Source organism: Bacillus sp. PK5-006, from assembly GCF_054161415.1.
Map to the genome: position 1 here is coordinate 2,052,446 of NZ_CP096414.1, position 13,870 is coordinate 2,066,315.

The following is a 13,870-nucleotide window of genomic DNA, read 5'->3' on the forward strand; positions in this document are numbered from 1 at the left end:
TTGGCTGCATCTTGTTGTAAGTTTTCCCTTTATTATAGCATAGAATCATTCATATGAGTCGGTTTGATTGGTGCCTAAATGTAACTTCAATCGCTTGCCTGGTGCAAGCTCTTGATTGAGAAAATCCATTGGATTGGTGCTCATGACTTGAACGATTTCTGCTTCATCTTCTTTCATTTCAACCATCACTGGCACACCTTGAATGTTTACCTGTTGGAGTTTGCGTTCTCCCTGTTCCTCAGCGTAAATGGCTTCATATGGCATAGGCGTATATAAAATCATTGGATCAGCCCCTCGTTTTGAGATGCCCTGTCTCCGATAAGTTCGTTCAACTTTTTAATCGCTTGTCCTACACCGCCCACTTCATTCATGAGTCCGTATTCTGCTGCCTCATGACCAACGACATTTGTTCCGATGTCTCTCGTCAAATTGCCTTTTGAGAACATGAGCTCTTTAAACTTCTCTTCTGTAATGTTGGAGTGGCTTGTGACAAAGTTAATGACTCTTTCCTGCATTTTATCTAAGTATTCAAAGGTTTGCGGAACACCAATCACAAGACCTGTTAAACGCACAGGATGAATGGTCATCGTAGCTGTTTCTGCAATATACGAATAGTCACACGATACAGCAATCGGGACCCCTATCGAGTGGCCGCCGCCAAGCACAATCGAGACAGTTGGCTTTGATAAAGAAGCAAGCATTTCTGCAATCGCAAGTCCCGCTTCAACATCTCCCCCTACTGTATTTAAGATGATCAGAAGACCTTCTATTTTAGGGTTTTGTTCAACGGCTACGATTTGTGGAATGACATGTTCGTATTTGGTTGTTTTATTTTGCGGTGGAAGCTGCATATGGCCTTCAATTTGTCCAATAATGGTGAGGCAATGGATATTTGTATCTTGCGGCAGCTGCGGAACGGCTGTTTCACCAAGCTGCTGTATTTTGCTCATAATGCTGTCTTTTTCTTCTTGCTTTCGCTCAGGCTGCTGTTCATTCTTTTCGTCCATTTGTCTCCATCCTTTCCTCAAACTCTTCTCCTATTATGAACAAATAGGGCATATTCCATCCGCATTCCTCATGCCACATCAAAAAAGCCCAAAGAGCTTATGCTCCTTGGGCTTTTCTCATCACACTTCCATAATAATTGGAATGATCATCGGCTTACGTTTTGTTTTTTCATAAAGGAATTGATTTAGCACATCGCGCATGGATTGTTTCAATGTTGACCATTCAACAATTGAGTTTTCCGTTTGCTCTTTGACAATCCCTTTGACCATTTCTGTTGCTTTCACAATCAGCTCTTCGGATTCTCTTACATAGACAAATCCTCTTGTGATGATTTCAGGTCCAGAAATTAATTGTTTCTTTTGTTTATCGAGCGTAATGACAACAATCAAGATGCCGTCTTGAGACAATAGACGTCTATCGCGTAACACGATGTTTCCGATATCACCAACGCCAAGACCATCGATCAAAATGTTTCCTTGGTGAACTTTTTCACCGATTTTGACATTCTGTCCTCTAAACTCAACAACATCTCCTTTATCAATCAAGAAAATGTCACTGCGTTTCATGCCTACTTCTTCAGCAATACGAGAATGTGCTTTTTGCATACGATATTCGCCATTCACCGGAATTAAATACTTCGGTTTTAGTAAGTTCAGCATTAGCTTTAACTCTTCTTGGCAGCCATGTCCAGATACATGTACACGTTTTTGCGCAAAAATGACTTGTGCTCCGCTTCTTGTAAGGAAATCCACTGTTTTAGAGTATGTGAGTTCTTGTCCAGGAAGAGGTGTAGATGCAATCACAACTGTATCATCTTTTTCAATATGAAGCTGTTTGTGATTTTGCTTCGCCATTTTTGTTAAAGCAGCAAGCGGCTCTCCGTGGCTTCCAGCGGTCAGGATAACCACGTCGTTTTTCGCCATTTTCTTCACTTCTTGAACGGGTACAAATAATTCTTCGTCTGCTGTAACATAACCAAGCTTGATCGCCAGCTGAAGGGTTGTCATCATATTTTTCCCTGCAACGGCAAGCTTACGGCCATTTTGATTTGTTGCATTAATGATTTGCTGCACGCGGTTAATATTAGATGAAGACACAGCAACAATCACACGATTTTCAGCATTGTACATCGCATTTGAGATTTCGTCTTGGACGAGCGCCTCAGAAGGTGTATAGCCTGGTTTTTCAGCATTTGCACTGTCTGAAAGTAGTGCTAAAACGCCGTTGTTTCCAATTTTCGCAATCTCTCCGATGTCACAGGCTTGGTTAAGCGCTGGGGTTTGATCAAATTTAAAATCACCTGTGCATACGATTGAACCAAGAGAGGTTTTGAAGCTGATCCCAACTGAATCAGGAATGCTGTGATTCGTTCTAAAGAACGATACTTTTGTTGTTTCAAAAGTAATAACTGATTTTGCATGTACCTCACGCAAATCAGCTTTTTGATTGAAGCCATACTGCTTTAATTTTTCTCGAAGTAACGCAAGGGTCAGCTTCGTTCCGTAGACTGGTACAGACAATTTGCTCAAGCAATGGAATACGCCTCCGATTGCTTCATCATGTCCGTGGGTAAGAAAAATTGCTTTCACCCGATCAGCACGCTCTGTTAAATAAGAGATATCAGGAATGACGACGTCAATGCCCAGCATTTCATTTTCTGGATGCATTAAACCTGCATCTACTACATATATGTCCGAATCAATCTCAATGACATATAGGTTTTTTCCGATTTCTCCAACGCCTCCGAGTGCAATAATTCTTACGTTCTCTGTATTTTTCTTTTTCAAAATTCTTATCCTCCTAGTCTCAAGCCCGTCCATCATCGCTTAATGCTATTATAACTGAATCTAATTTTAGAAAACAAGATGAAGTCACATTTTAAGAAAGTGTTTATGTATAAAAAACGGTCATACTCAGGGACATCTGAGAATGACCGCTTACGAAATCTTTTGTTTTGATCAGCTGTTTAAAACGCTGCTTAAATCCAGTCTCTCTTCTTCTGACAAAGGCAAAAGCGGAAGACGAACAGATCCGACGTCTAGTCCTTTCAGCTGAAGGGCTGTTTTGACAGGCGTTGGATTTGGTGCTGAGAAAAGCTGTTTCATGATTGGAAGCAGCTTTTGGTGGATCAATGCTGCATTCGCTGTTTGGCCTGAAGCATAGCTTTTCAGCATTTGCTGCATATCCAGTCCTACGATATGAGACGCAACAGAGACAACTCCTTTTGCACCAACAGATACAGCCGGAAGTGTTAAGCTGTCGTCCCCTGAATATACGTCGAAATCTTCTGGCGTCTCTGCAATGATTTTTGTCATAGCATCAAGATCGCCGCTTGCTTCTTTAATGGCAACAATGTTAGGTATTTGCGCAAGCTTAATCGTTGTTTCTGGTGCTAATGAAGCTGCCGTTCTTCCTGGTACATTGTAAAGCATGACAGGAAGAGATGTAGACTCGGCAATGGCTTTAAAGTGTGCGTACATGCCTTCCTGTGATGGCTTGTTGTAATAAGGTACGACAAGCATCACTGCATCAACGCCCGCTTCTTCTGCTTTTTTCGTTAGTTTAATAGACGCATTTGTATTATTACTGCCTGTTCCTGCAATGATTTTACAACGACCATTTGCTAATTTGACCGATTGCTGAAAAAGAGCGACTTTTTCTTCATTCGATAAAGTTGGCGATTCGCCTGTTGTCCCTGCAACGACTAAGGAGTCACTGCCGTTTTTTAACAAGTAATCAATGAGAATTGATAGCTTTTGGAAATCGATGTTGCCCTTTTTATCAAAAGGTGTAATCATAGCTGTTGCGATATTTCCGAAATTCATTTTTTTCACCTCATCATGATTCAATCACATTTATCTTGAAAGTTCAAACACTTCATGCAGGGCATTGACAGCCGCTCTCATGTTTTCTTCGTTCACTAACACCCAAATGGTCGTATGACTGTCAGCCGATTGTAAAATCGGAATGTTTTGCTCGGATAGAGCTGTTACAATTTTAGATGTGACACCTGGTACACCCATAATGCCTGCGCCAACAGCTGATACTTTCGCACAATTTGTTGTCACAATTGGTGTATAGCCAAGATCTTTTAGGATCGACGTTGCCTTTTCAGTCATTGCACCTGTCACTGTATACACAATTTCACTCGGTGTGATGTTGAAGAAGTCGACACTGATTTGTGCGTTTGCCATTGCTTTGAAGACCTCTGTTTGTACGCTGTACTGACCTTCTTTTGCAGGGACTTTGATTTGTGTCACATCATTGACATGTGCAATACCCGTAATGAGGCGGTCATACACATCATGGCTCATTTTATCGGAGTAGTGTGATGTAACGAGTGTGCCCTCATCATCAGAGTATGTTGAACGGACCCTCATTGGTACTTTTGCCTGCATCGCAATTTCGACAGCTCGCGGGTGAATGACTTTTGCCCCTTGATATGCAAGGTTGCAAATTTCTGTATATGTCACGACTCTTAGCGGTTTTGCATTTTCAACAATGCGGGGATCTGCTGTCATAACGCCTTCTACATCTGTAAAAATATCAATAAAGTCCGCCTGCAATGCAGCGCCTAAAGCAGCAGCGGACGTATCACTGCCACCTCGTCCGATTGTTGTCACGTCTCCATTTTTCGCAGCTCCCTGGAACCCAGCGACAACGACAACATCATGTTCAGAGAGTGCTGCCTCAAGACGTTCGCACTTCATGTCAATAATTTTCGCACTTGTATGCTCCTTATCTGTCACAAAGCCCGCCTGAGCTCCAGTCATCGCTACAGCCTTTAGCCCATTTTCATTCAGCATACTTGAAAACACAACAGCTGAGATATTCTCTCCGCAGGAAACAAGCAAGTCTTTTTCTCGATTTGTCATGTTCTGCGCGCTGCCGTAAAGCAGACCAAGCAGCGTATCTGTCGCATAGGGATCACCTTTTCGTCCCATTGCAGAAACGACAACAACCGACTTATAGCCTTTCTCTTTTGCAGATAAGATATGTGCAAGTGCCCTTTTTCTACCTTGATCATCTTTGACAGATGTACCGCCAAATTTTTGGACAATTATTTTCACTGTTTTCACTCCAAGTTCATTCTGACGTAACAGAAGAGAGCAGGCGAAAGATGCCTAACTCTCTTCTGTTCGTCCTCATCATCCATTGAATGTTAAACTAATTTTAATGCTTTTAAGCTTTCTGCAATTTGAACTGAGTTCCATGCAGCGCCTTTAAGCAGGTTATCAGATACAATCCACATATGGAACCCGTTTGGACGGTCCAAATCTTTCCGAATGCGGCCGACAAATACGTCGTTTTTCCCAACAGCATCTGCAGGCATTGGATAAATTTGCTGAGACGGATCATCTTGCAGCGTAATTCCTGGTGCATCTTTTAGAATTGATTTGAGGTCTTCCACTGTTGCATCATTTGATTCTAGTTCGACGTAGACAGATTCTGAATGGCCTGTTTCAATTGGAAGCCTTACGCATGTTGCCGCTACTTCCAGCTCAGGCATATGCATGATTTTTTTCGTTTCGTTGATCATTTTCATTTCTTCGAATGTATAACCGTTGTCTTGGAATTTATCAATTTGCGGGATCGCATTAAATGCAATTTGATAAGGCATGACTTCTGGTGTTACATCCTCTTTATTTAAAATGGCTTGTGATTGGCTGTATAGTTCGTCAATGGCTTCATGTCCCGCACCTGATACTGCTTGATACGTAGAGACAATGACTTTTTTCATTCCATATGCCTGACGAAGCGGTTCTAATGCCGCTACCATTTGAATCGTTGAACAGTTAGGGTTTGCAATGATCCCTTGATGATCATGCAAATCTTTTTCGTTTACCTCTGGTACGACAAGAGGGATGTTTTCGTCCATACGAAAAGCACTTGTGTTGTCAACAACAATCGCACCTCGTTTGACTGCTTCAGGAGCCAGCGCTTTAGAAACATTTCCTCCAGCACTGAATAATGCGATGTTCACTCCTTCAAAGCTTTCAGGTGTTGCTTCCTGAACAGTGTACTCTTGACCTCTGAATGTCACTTTTGTTCCAGCAGAACGTTTTGAGGATAGTAGAGTAAGTGTATCCATTTCAAAATCTCTGTCAGCTAGTGTTTTTAACATTTGTTGACCGACAGCTCCAGTCGCTCCAACTACAGCTACATGCAATCCTCTTCCCATCAGTAAAACTCCTTCCGACCCATCCATGATTCTTTTCTTTCGGATGGCCATCCTATGACTTTTTACATTTTATTTTACCATAGAAAAGCAAGGCTTGAAGCATCTTTTTTGAATCTTTCATGATTTTCTAGTGAATCTATTATTCGTTTGGTCCAATTAAAATTGGCTGAATTTGTCTATGCTGGAGTGCCTCTTCTACTGTTTGAGATAGCAGATCCATGTTCGCGACCATAGAGGTCGGTTTTTTGAATGGATCATCCTGACCAAACGGAATAAAGAAAATATTCTTTGTCGACATCAGCCTCATCAGATTTGTACCATTTAAACCTAACGCATCATTTGTTGAGATACCTAAAACGACTGGTCGATGATTCCGTATGGTTGCTTTAGCAGCCATTAAAACAGGACTGTCTGTCATGGCATTTGCAAATTTCGCCATCGAGTTACCAGTTAAAGGAGCAATGACCATACAATCAAGCGGCAGCTTAGGTCCGAGCGGCTCTGCTTTCACGATTGAGTCAATCGCTTGAAATCCAGTCAGCTTCTCAATCCGCTCGATCCACTCGTCTCCATCTCCAAATCTCGTATTCGTGCTCTGCACCGTGTACGACACCACTGGACGCACCTCTGCCCCTTCTTTTACAAGCGCTTCGATTTGCGGAAAAACAGCTTCATACGTACAGTGGGAACCTGTTAAACCAAAGCCGATTCTTTTCCCTTTTAATGTTGTCATGATTCCATCCCCCTTTTTTCCTCCGCAAGTTTACATAAAAGCCCGGAAAGCACTTTTGCAATGATTTGTCCTGCTGTTTTTGGTGCAACAATCCCCGGGAGTCCTGGTGCAAGAAGTGCCTTCACTCCGTGCTTTTGTGCAAAGTCAAAGTCTGTTCCGCCTGGGCGTGAGGCGATATCCAAAATGAGTGTCTTTGGTGTCATGCTGACGATGACAGATGAATCTAATACAAGACTTGGAATGGTATTGATGATAATATCAACATCCGTTACTTCCTCTTTTAACTGGTCCATTGAAAATGGATTAAGCCCCATCTCAAATGCCCGCGCTAAATGTGCTGTGTCTGCCGCCCCTACTTTTACGTCTGCCCCTAGTGCCCGAAATGTGCGGGCAATGGTGAGTCCTGTTCTTCCAAGTCCGAGAACAGCGACATGAGACCCGTGAATCGTATAGTCCGTTTGCTGAATGGCCATCATGATAATTCCTTCAACTGTTGGAATAGAGTTATATATGGCAATATCATCTCGCTCAAACAGCTTCACAAGCTTCCGGTTCACCTGCTTTGCCAGATTGTCTAAGTACGTATTTGAAATACCTGAGTACAAGATACAATGGGCAGGGGTTCTTTCTAAATATTTAGCTTCCAGCAAGACCTGCTCGTTTGAAAAAACGGTAGCAACAGCGCCTTCATCCGTTGTCCCAGATACTGGCAGGATCATACTGTCTACTTGTTCGAATGGAAGTTCAGACATTTTCAGCTTTTCAGCACCGATAAATCCATGATCCAGCTGGTCAAATCCAACCAAAAATACTTTGGCATGCTGCTGTGACAACTTGCGAATAATTTCAAGCTGCCTTGCATCTCCCCCGATCACCGCAACCGTTAAACCGCTCAACATACTGACCGTTCACCTTCTTTATTTAAAAAAGTCTGTAATATTTTCTGAATCTCCCTTTCAGCATATGAGGAGAGGATTCAGCCTGTGAACGAATCAGAGAGAGAAAAGAAAAAGAGCACCCATTATTGCGGGTGCTCTTTTTCTCCGTGCGGCTGAAGTTCTTCAGGCACATCGAGAATGATCATATCTGATCCTATTTTTTGAATGTGATTCCACGGGACGCGGATGTCATTTCCTTGTTTTCGAAAGCCAAACCACTTCACGGAAGGTATAATGAGTGCTGTAATTTGACCGTCCTGTTCATTGATTTCAAGGTCGGTTTGTCCAAGCACGCCAAGCCGCTCCGCTCTTTTAATATCGACGATCTCTTTTCCTGACAGTTCACTCAGCCTCAAAATCGCATCACTTCCCTTCCGTATCATATATGCAGCAAAAGGAAGAAATAGACCGTCCTGCTCTTTTCAAGTTATGTATGATGTGAGTTGGTATACCAAACAGGCTTAAGTTGATGAAAGCAATTATGATCTTTTAGCATTCTCTCCACTCGTTTCACCATGTCTTTTACATGTCCCGGATCATAGGAAAGCGTCCAGATGATAGAAGAAAAGCAGCTCATTGCTGTATAGATGGAAAAAAGAAGCCAAAAATCGTTTGTGGACTGCGTACTCACGTATTGATCCAGTTGTCCAGCTGAGAACGGAATGCTGCTTTCTCGACTAAATAAGGACAATTTATAAAAGTCATGAACCGGGTCGCCCCAGTCGGATTGATCGAAATCAATCACACCGGCATATTGATTACCTTGTATGATAATATTCCCTAAATGAAAATCATCATGCTGGAACTGGTTAGGCCTCTCTTTTACCGCATCAACATTCGACTTGATAAAATCTAATACAAACTGATCATTGGAAAACGTCACGCCACTTGATTGATAGGCATGTACATACCGTTCATGTTTTGCCATGACTTTCTCATCCCACGGACGAACATGAGAAGGTGCACGGCATGTATGCATCAAACTTAGCTCTCTGGCTGCCCGCCTCCCGATTTCATACTGCTCTTCATTTGTAAGTAGATGGATGGAGTCTCTAGCATTCTCGCCTTCGATAAAGGAGAAAATACGATAGGTACAGTTTAGTTCAGCACTCATTCCAATCTCAATCACTTCAGAACAAAGAATCCCTCGATCTTTTAACTTCCGCTGAAATGATGCTTTTCTTTTATAGCGCGAATACGTTTGAATGTCTGATAACTTAAGCACCAGCTTTTCACTAGATGATATTGTAACCAAAAAGGTGCGATCTCCCGAAAAACCAGATGTCATGGCTTGGAAGGAAATAGCTTGTGTCAGAAGTGGAGAGAGCTGTTTCAGCTTTTCATGTTCCATGAAAGCAGAACCCCTTTCTTCTTTACCTACAATAAAACGGCAGACTTTTTTGAGTCTGCCGTGTTGTTTACATTATGATGGCTGATCACCCGTCGGACTAATAAGCGAAAGCGCATAATCTTCTGTAAAGATGCGTTTAGATAAGTTATTCACGCCATCTAATGTGACGCTGTTGATTTCATCAATAATTTCATCGAGTGTCCGATGTTTGCCAAGGAGCAGTTCATTTTTACCGTTTCGGCTCATTTTGCTGTTTGTGCTTTCAAGGCTGAGCATAAGGTTGCCTTTCATTTGCTCCTTAGAGTTCTCTAGTTCTTTCTGCGTGATTCCCTCACGCTTTAAGACGTCTAATGTTTGTAAGATGGTCTCAGAGAGCAGGTTTAGCTGCTTCGCTCCAGTCCCGCCGTAAATCGTCAGCATTCCATTATCTGCAAATGAACTGTGATAGCTGAAGACGGAATAAGCAAGTCCTTTGTCCTCTCTTACATCTTGGAATAATCGGCTGCTCATGCTTCCGCCAAGAACATTATTTAAGACGATTAAGTCATAGATGCCCTTATCTCCAGCTGGAAGGCCATTAAAGCCCAGGCATAGGTGCGCTTGTTCCGTTTCCTTTTTGCGTGTGAGCTTGTCATAATGAAATGTTGGAGCTTCTACAGGCTGCTTCTTCCCTTTTCCTTCATAAGAACCGAACAGCTTTTCAACCTCACGAATAAAGGTCTCATCTACGTTCCCTGCAACAGAGATCACGACGCGGTCCGGCGTATAGAATTCATCCATATATTTTCTAAGTGAGTCTCCGTTAAAGGTAGAGAGTGTTTCCTCTGTTCCTAAAATCGGATATCCTAATGAATGATCACCATAAATGGCTTTGCTTAATAAATCATGAACGATGTCATCAGGAGTATCCTCATACATTTTAATTTCTTCGTACACCACATTTTTTTCTTTTTTCAGCTCTTCTTCATCAAAAGCTGAGTGAAAGAACATGTCGCTTAATACATCGAGGGCGTAGCCAGCATGTGAATCAAGCACCTTCGCATAGTAGCAAGTGTATTCTTTTGATGTAAAGGCATTCACTTGACCACCAATGCGGTCAAAGGATTCTGCGATATCACGTGCAGATCTTGTCTTTGTCCCTTTAAAAAACATATGCTCTAAAAAGTGTGAGATCCCATTAATTTCAGGTGTCTCATGTCTAGAGCCTGTTCCAATCCAGACGCCAATTGCGACAGACCTTACAGTGGGATTGTTTTCGAGTACAATTCTTACTCCGTTTTGGCATGTATACGTTTTGACCAAGTTTTGCTCCTCCTATTCAACAAACAGATCGCATCACGGATGTCTTTTTTCACTTAGGAGGTCAGAAACCGTCCCTAATTCATATCCTCTTTCCTTGATTTGAGTGATAAGTGCGTCAAGACTTTTCGCTGTTGCATCTGTTGGATGCATTAATATCATCGCCCCATTGTGAATTTTCCCAAGCACCCGCTTTTGTAAAATAGCCGGGGATGGCTTTTGCCAGTCGATGGTGTCTACTGTCCACATAATGGTTTCCATGCCTTCTTGTTTGGCAAGCTTGACTGTTTCTTCTTTAAAGCTGCCGCTTGGAGGCGCAAACCATTTTGGTTTCTTCCCAAGGGATTCTTCAATTTGGCGATTTGTTTTCGTTATCTGCTCTAATGCTCGTTCTCTTGTCAGTGTGCGCATATCTGGGTGATTGTATGAATGATTTCCAATTTCATGACCATCTGCCACGATTTTTTTAGCAAGCTCTGTGCTTTTTTTCACCCATTTGCCTTCTAAGAAAAAGGTCGCCTTGACTTGATGCTTTTCCAGCGTCTTTAACATGTTGATTAAATGCTCGTCACCCCAAGCTACGTTGATGAGGAATGCATTCATTTTTTTATCTGGATGTCCCTTATAAATGGGCTCTGGACCAAGCTCATGTAAATGAATAGATGGTTTTGTTTCATTAAAAACAAGCAGCTTTTCATCGAATGACCCCTGTTTCTTCATTTTTTCATAAGAGGCATCGATATCAACTGTCTGTCCATTTAAGCCAGGCATCTTTTTCCACACTTTATCAATCTTAGCATTTTGCGCCTTTACTTCATAGTCAGAAGACTTCGATTCAATTTCCTGAAATAAAATATCTTTTGAAACAGATGCAACCTCGGCATGCTCTTTCATTGATTCAATATATGTAACAGCAGCCGGCTGCTTCATCGTTTGATATGACACGAGCAGTAAAAATACAAACACAATGAATGGTAACGTTTTTTTCAATGGTTGTCCCTCCCCTTTACCACAAATTATGACGGGGAGAAACAAGCTAGAACTATTGTTAGCGCAAGAAAAGAAAGAAGCCTGGCACGGATACCTGGCTTCTAACACATTTTATTTGATCTCATTAAGACTGCTTTTCTTCTTTTTCCTTTTCTTCACGTAAAACAGCTTTCCGAGAAAGGTTCACACGGCCTTGTTTATCGATTTCAGTGACTTTGACAAGTAATTCATCGCCAAGTTTCACGACATCTTCTACTTTGCCCACACGCTCAAGCGCAAGCTCAGAAATATGAACAAGTCCATCTTTTCCGCTGAAGATTTCAAGGAAGGCACCGAATTTTTCAATGCGTTTGACTTTACCTAAGTAAAGCTGTCCTACTTCAACTTCTCTCACAAGATCTTCAATGATTTTCTTCGCTTTTTGGTTCATATCTTCTTCTGTAGAAGATATGAAGATTGTACCATCTTGTTCAATATCGATTTTCACACCGGTATCTTCAATAATTTTATTGATTTGTTTACCGCTTGGTCCAATGACATCGCGAATTTTATCCGGATTGATTGTCATCGTTAAGATTTTAGGTGCATAACGAGACAATTCTCCTCTAGAAGCAGGAATCGTTGACAGCATGCTGTCTAAGATTTCCATTCTTCCTTTTTTCGCTTGTTGAAGAGCCTCTTCTAAGATGTCTTTTGACAAGCCATCGATTTTGATGTCCATTTGAAGGGCTGTGACACCTTTTGATGTACCTGCCACTTTAAAGTCCATATCTCCAAGTGCATCTTCCATTCCTTGAATGTCTGTCAGCACTGTGTAGTATTCCCCAGATTTCACAAGTCCCATTGCAATCCCTGCAACTGGTGCTTTAATTGGAACACCCGCATCCATCATCGCAAGTGTGCTTGCGCAAATACTTGCTTGTGAAGTAGATCCGTTAGATTCTAATACCTCTGAAACGAGGCGAACCGTATAAGGGAAATCTTTTTCGGATGGAATGACTGGTTCTAGTGCACGTTCACCTAGTGCACCATGTCCGATCTCACGACGGCCTGGACCGCGCATTGGACCTGTCTCACCAACACTGAATTGCGGGAAGTTGTAATGGTGCATGAAGCGTTTTGATTCTTCAACACCTAGACCATCAAGAATTTGCACATCGCCAAGTGCACCTAATGTACAAATACTGAGCGCCTGTGTTTGTCCTCTTGTAAATAGGCCTGAACCGTGCGTTCTTGGCAGAAGTCCTACTTCTGAAGAAAGTGGACGGATTTGATCTACGCCGCGTCCATCTGGACGTACTTTCTCTTCAGTGATCAGACGGCGAACTTCGTTTTTGACAAGCTTGTTTAATACATCTTTCGCTTGTTTAATCGTTGCTTCGTCACGTTCTTCTGCTTCAAACTTCTCAACTACAGCTTTTTTCACAGCACTGATCGCATCCTCACGCGCATGCTTCTCATGTACTTGAATCGCTTTCAGCAGGTCAGCTTCAGCAAGTGCTTTTACTTCGTCTGCTAACGTTTGATCTACTTCATATAAAGGAATATCGATTTTTTCTTTACCGACTGCCTTCACAATTTCTTCTTGGAATTCGATTAAGCGTTTAATCTCTTGGTGACCGTACATGATCGCTTCAAGCATTGTCTCTTCCGGTACTTCATCAGCACCAGCTTCTACCATGTTGATCGCATCTTTTGTTCCGGCAACCACAAGATTGATGTCACTTTGTTCAAGCTGCTCCACATTTGGGTTAATGATCAGCTTTCCATCCACTCGTCCTACTGTAACGCCGGCGATTGGTCCCTCAAATGGAATGTCAGACACACATAAAGCTAAAGATGAGCCAAACATTGCAGCCATTTCAGATGAACAATCTTGATCCACACTCATGACGATACTAATGACTTGTACTTCGTTTCTAAATCCATCTGCAAACAGCGGACGAATTGGTCTGTCAATTAAGCGGCTCGCAAGGATAGCCTTTTCACTTGGACGGCCTTCTCTTTTAATGAAGCCGCCAGGAATTTTACCTACTGCGTATAGTCTTTCTTCGTAGTTCACAGTGAGCGGGAAGAAATCAAGTGGTTTTGGTTCTTTAGAAGCTGTTGCTGAGCTAAGCACAGCCGTATCTCCGTAGCGTACGAGGACCGCTCCGTTTGCTTGCTTTGCAAGCTGGCCAGTTTCAACTGTCAGTTGACGTCCAGCCCAGTCTATGGTGAAGACATGTTTCTCTTGTCCCATTCTGAGAAAAACTCCTCTCTTATCGAAAAATTTTAGTTAGTTCTTATTATGAACAAAATGATTTTCACATATCAATGTGAAAGCTGTATGTAGAAGGGTTTTTGCCATTCTTTCAACATTTTAACCA

Annotated in this window: 13 protein-coding genes; all 13 read right to left on the reverse strand. The window is 42.1% G+C overall.

Annotated features, from left to right (window positions below):
• Positions 1-45 precede the first annotated feature (45 nt).
• Positions 46-282, reverse strand: a complete 237-nt coding sequence (locus M1D84_RS10640) for a YlzJ-like family protein (protein WP_008344712.1) — start codon at positions 280-282, stop codon at positions 46-48.
• The gene (locus tag M1D84_RS10645; protein ID WP_206533848.1) at positions 279-1,007 is read right to left on the reverse strand and encodes a ClpP family protease; all 729 of its coding nucleotides are present in this window, start codon (positions 1,005-1,007) and stop codon (positions 279-281) included. The genes M1D84_RS10640 and M1D84_RS10645 overlap by 4 nt, the downstream gene beginning before the upstream one ends.
• A gap of 120 nt (positions 1,008-1,127) precedes the next feature.
• Complete coding sequence (gene rnjB / locus M1D84_RS10650) at positions 1,128-2,795, reverse strand: ribonuclease J2 (protein ID WP_012010007.1); 1,668 nt, start codon at positions 2,793-2,795, stop codon at positions 1,128-1,130.
• A 171-nt stretch (positions 2,796-2,966) separates the two neighbouring features.
• Positions 2,967-3,833 (reverse strand): 4-hydroxy-tetrahydrodipicolinate synthase, encoded by an 867-nt coding sequence (gene dapA / locus M1D84_RS10655; RefSeq protein WP_024427012.1) that lies wholly within the window; start codon positions 3,831-3,833, stop codon positions 2,967-2,969.
• Between the two features lie 30 nt (positions 3,834-3,863).
• Positions 3,864-5,078 (reverse strand): aspartate kinase, encoded by a 1,215-nt coding sequence (dapG, locus tag M1D84_RS10660; protein WP_024424126.1) that lies wholly within the window; start codon positions 5,076-5,078, stop codon positions 3,864-3,866.
• Between the two features lie 92 nt (positions 5,079-5,170).
• Complete coding sequence (asd, locus tag M1D84_RS10665; protein WP_024427010.1) at positions 5,171-6,190, reverse strand: aspartate-semialdehyde dehydrogenase; 1,020 nt, start codon at positions 6,188-6,190, stop codon at positions 5,171-5,173.
• Positions 6,191-6,329: 139 nt separating this feature from the next.
• Entirely contained in the window at positions 6,330-6,923 is a 594-nt protein-coding gene (dpaB, locus tag M1D84_RS10670) for a dipicolinate synthase subunit B (protein WP_149126650.1), read from the reverse strand.
• Positions 6,920-7,822, reverse strand: a complete 903-nt coding sequence (gene dpaA, locus M1D84_RS10675) for a dipicolinic acid synthetase subunit A (RefSeq protein ID WP_149126651.1) — start codon at positions 7,820-7,822, stop codon at positions 6,920-6,922. Before dpaA ends, dpaB begins: the two co-directional genes overlap by 4 nt.
• Before the next feature lie 122 nt (positions 7,823-7,944).
• A complete protein-coding gene (locus tag M1D84_RS10680) occupies positions 7,945-8,217 on the reverse strand; it encodes a YlmC/YmxH family sporulation protein (protein WP_024424130.1) in 273 nt (90 codons plus the stop codon).
• 71 nt (positions 8,218-8,288) lie between these two features.
• Positions 8,289-9,212 (reverse strand): aminoglycoside phosphotransferase family protein, encoded by a 924-nt coding sequence (locus M1D84_RS10685; RefSeq protein ID WP_024424131.1) that lies wholly within the window; start codon positions 9,210-9,212, stop codon positions 8,289-8,291.
• Positions 9,213-9,284: 72 nt separating this feature from the next.
• Entirely contained in the window at positions 9,285-10,514 is a 1,230-nt protein-coding gene (locus tag M1D84_RS10690) for a M16 family metallopeptidase (RefSeq protein WP_024424132.1), read from the reverse strand.
• A gap of 33 nt (positions 10,515-10,547) precedes the next feature.
• Positions 10,548-11,501, reverse strand: coding sequence for a polysaccharide deacetylase family protein (locus M1D84_RS10695; protein ID WP_024424133.1), 954 nt, complete (start codon positions 11,499-11,501; stop codon positions 10,548-10,550).
• A gap of 124 nt (positions 11,502-11,625) precedes the next feature.
• A complete protein-coding gene (gene pnp, locus M1D84_RS10700; RefSeq protein ID WP_024424134.1) occupies positions 11,626-13,743 on the reverse strand; it encodes a polyribonucleotide nucleotidyltransferase in 2,118 nt (705 codons plus the stop codon).
• Between the last annotated feature and the right edge of the window lie 127 nt (positions 13,744-13,870).

Excerpts from the sequence above, each read along its gene's own strand:
- asd (WP_024427010.1), bottom strand. The coding sequence starts at position 6,190 with ATGGGAAGAGGATTGCATGTAGCTGTAGTTGGAGCGACTGGAGCTGTC.
- M1D84_RS10645 (WP_206533848.1), bottom strand. The coding sequence starts at position 1,007 with ATGGACGAAAAGAATGAACAGCAGCCTGAGCGAAAGCAAGAAGAAAAA.
- M1D84_RS10640 (WP_008344712.1), bottom strand. The coding sequence starts at position 282 with ATGATTTTATATACGCCTATGCCATATGAAGCCATTTACGCTGAGGAA.
- dapA (WP_024427012.1), bottom strand. The coding sequence starts at position 3,833 with ATGAATTTCGGAAATATCGCAACAGCTATGATTACACCTTTTGATAAA.
- pnp (WP_024424134.1), bottom strand. The coding sequence starts at position 13,743 with ATGGGACAAGAGAAACATGTCTTCACCATAGACTGGGCTGGACGTCAA.
- dpaB (WP_149126650.1), bottom strand. The coding sequence starts at position 6,923 with ATGACAACATTAAAAGGGAAAAGAATCGGCTTTGGTTTAACAGGTTCC.
- M1D84_RS10685 (WP_024424131.1), bottom strand. The coding sequence starts at position 9,212 with ATGGAACATGAAAAGCTGAAACAGCTCTCTCCACTTCTGACACAAGCT.
- dpaA (WP_149126651.1), bottom strand. The coding sequence starts at position 7,822 with ATGTTGAGCGGTTTAACGGTTGCGGTGATCGGGGGAGATGCAAGGCAG.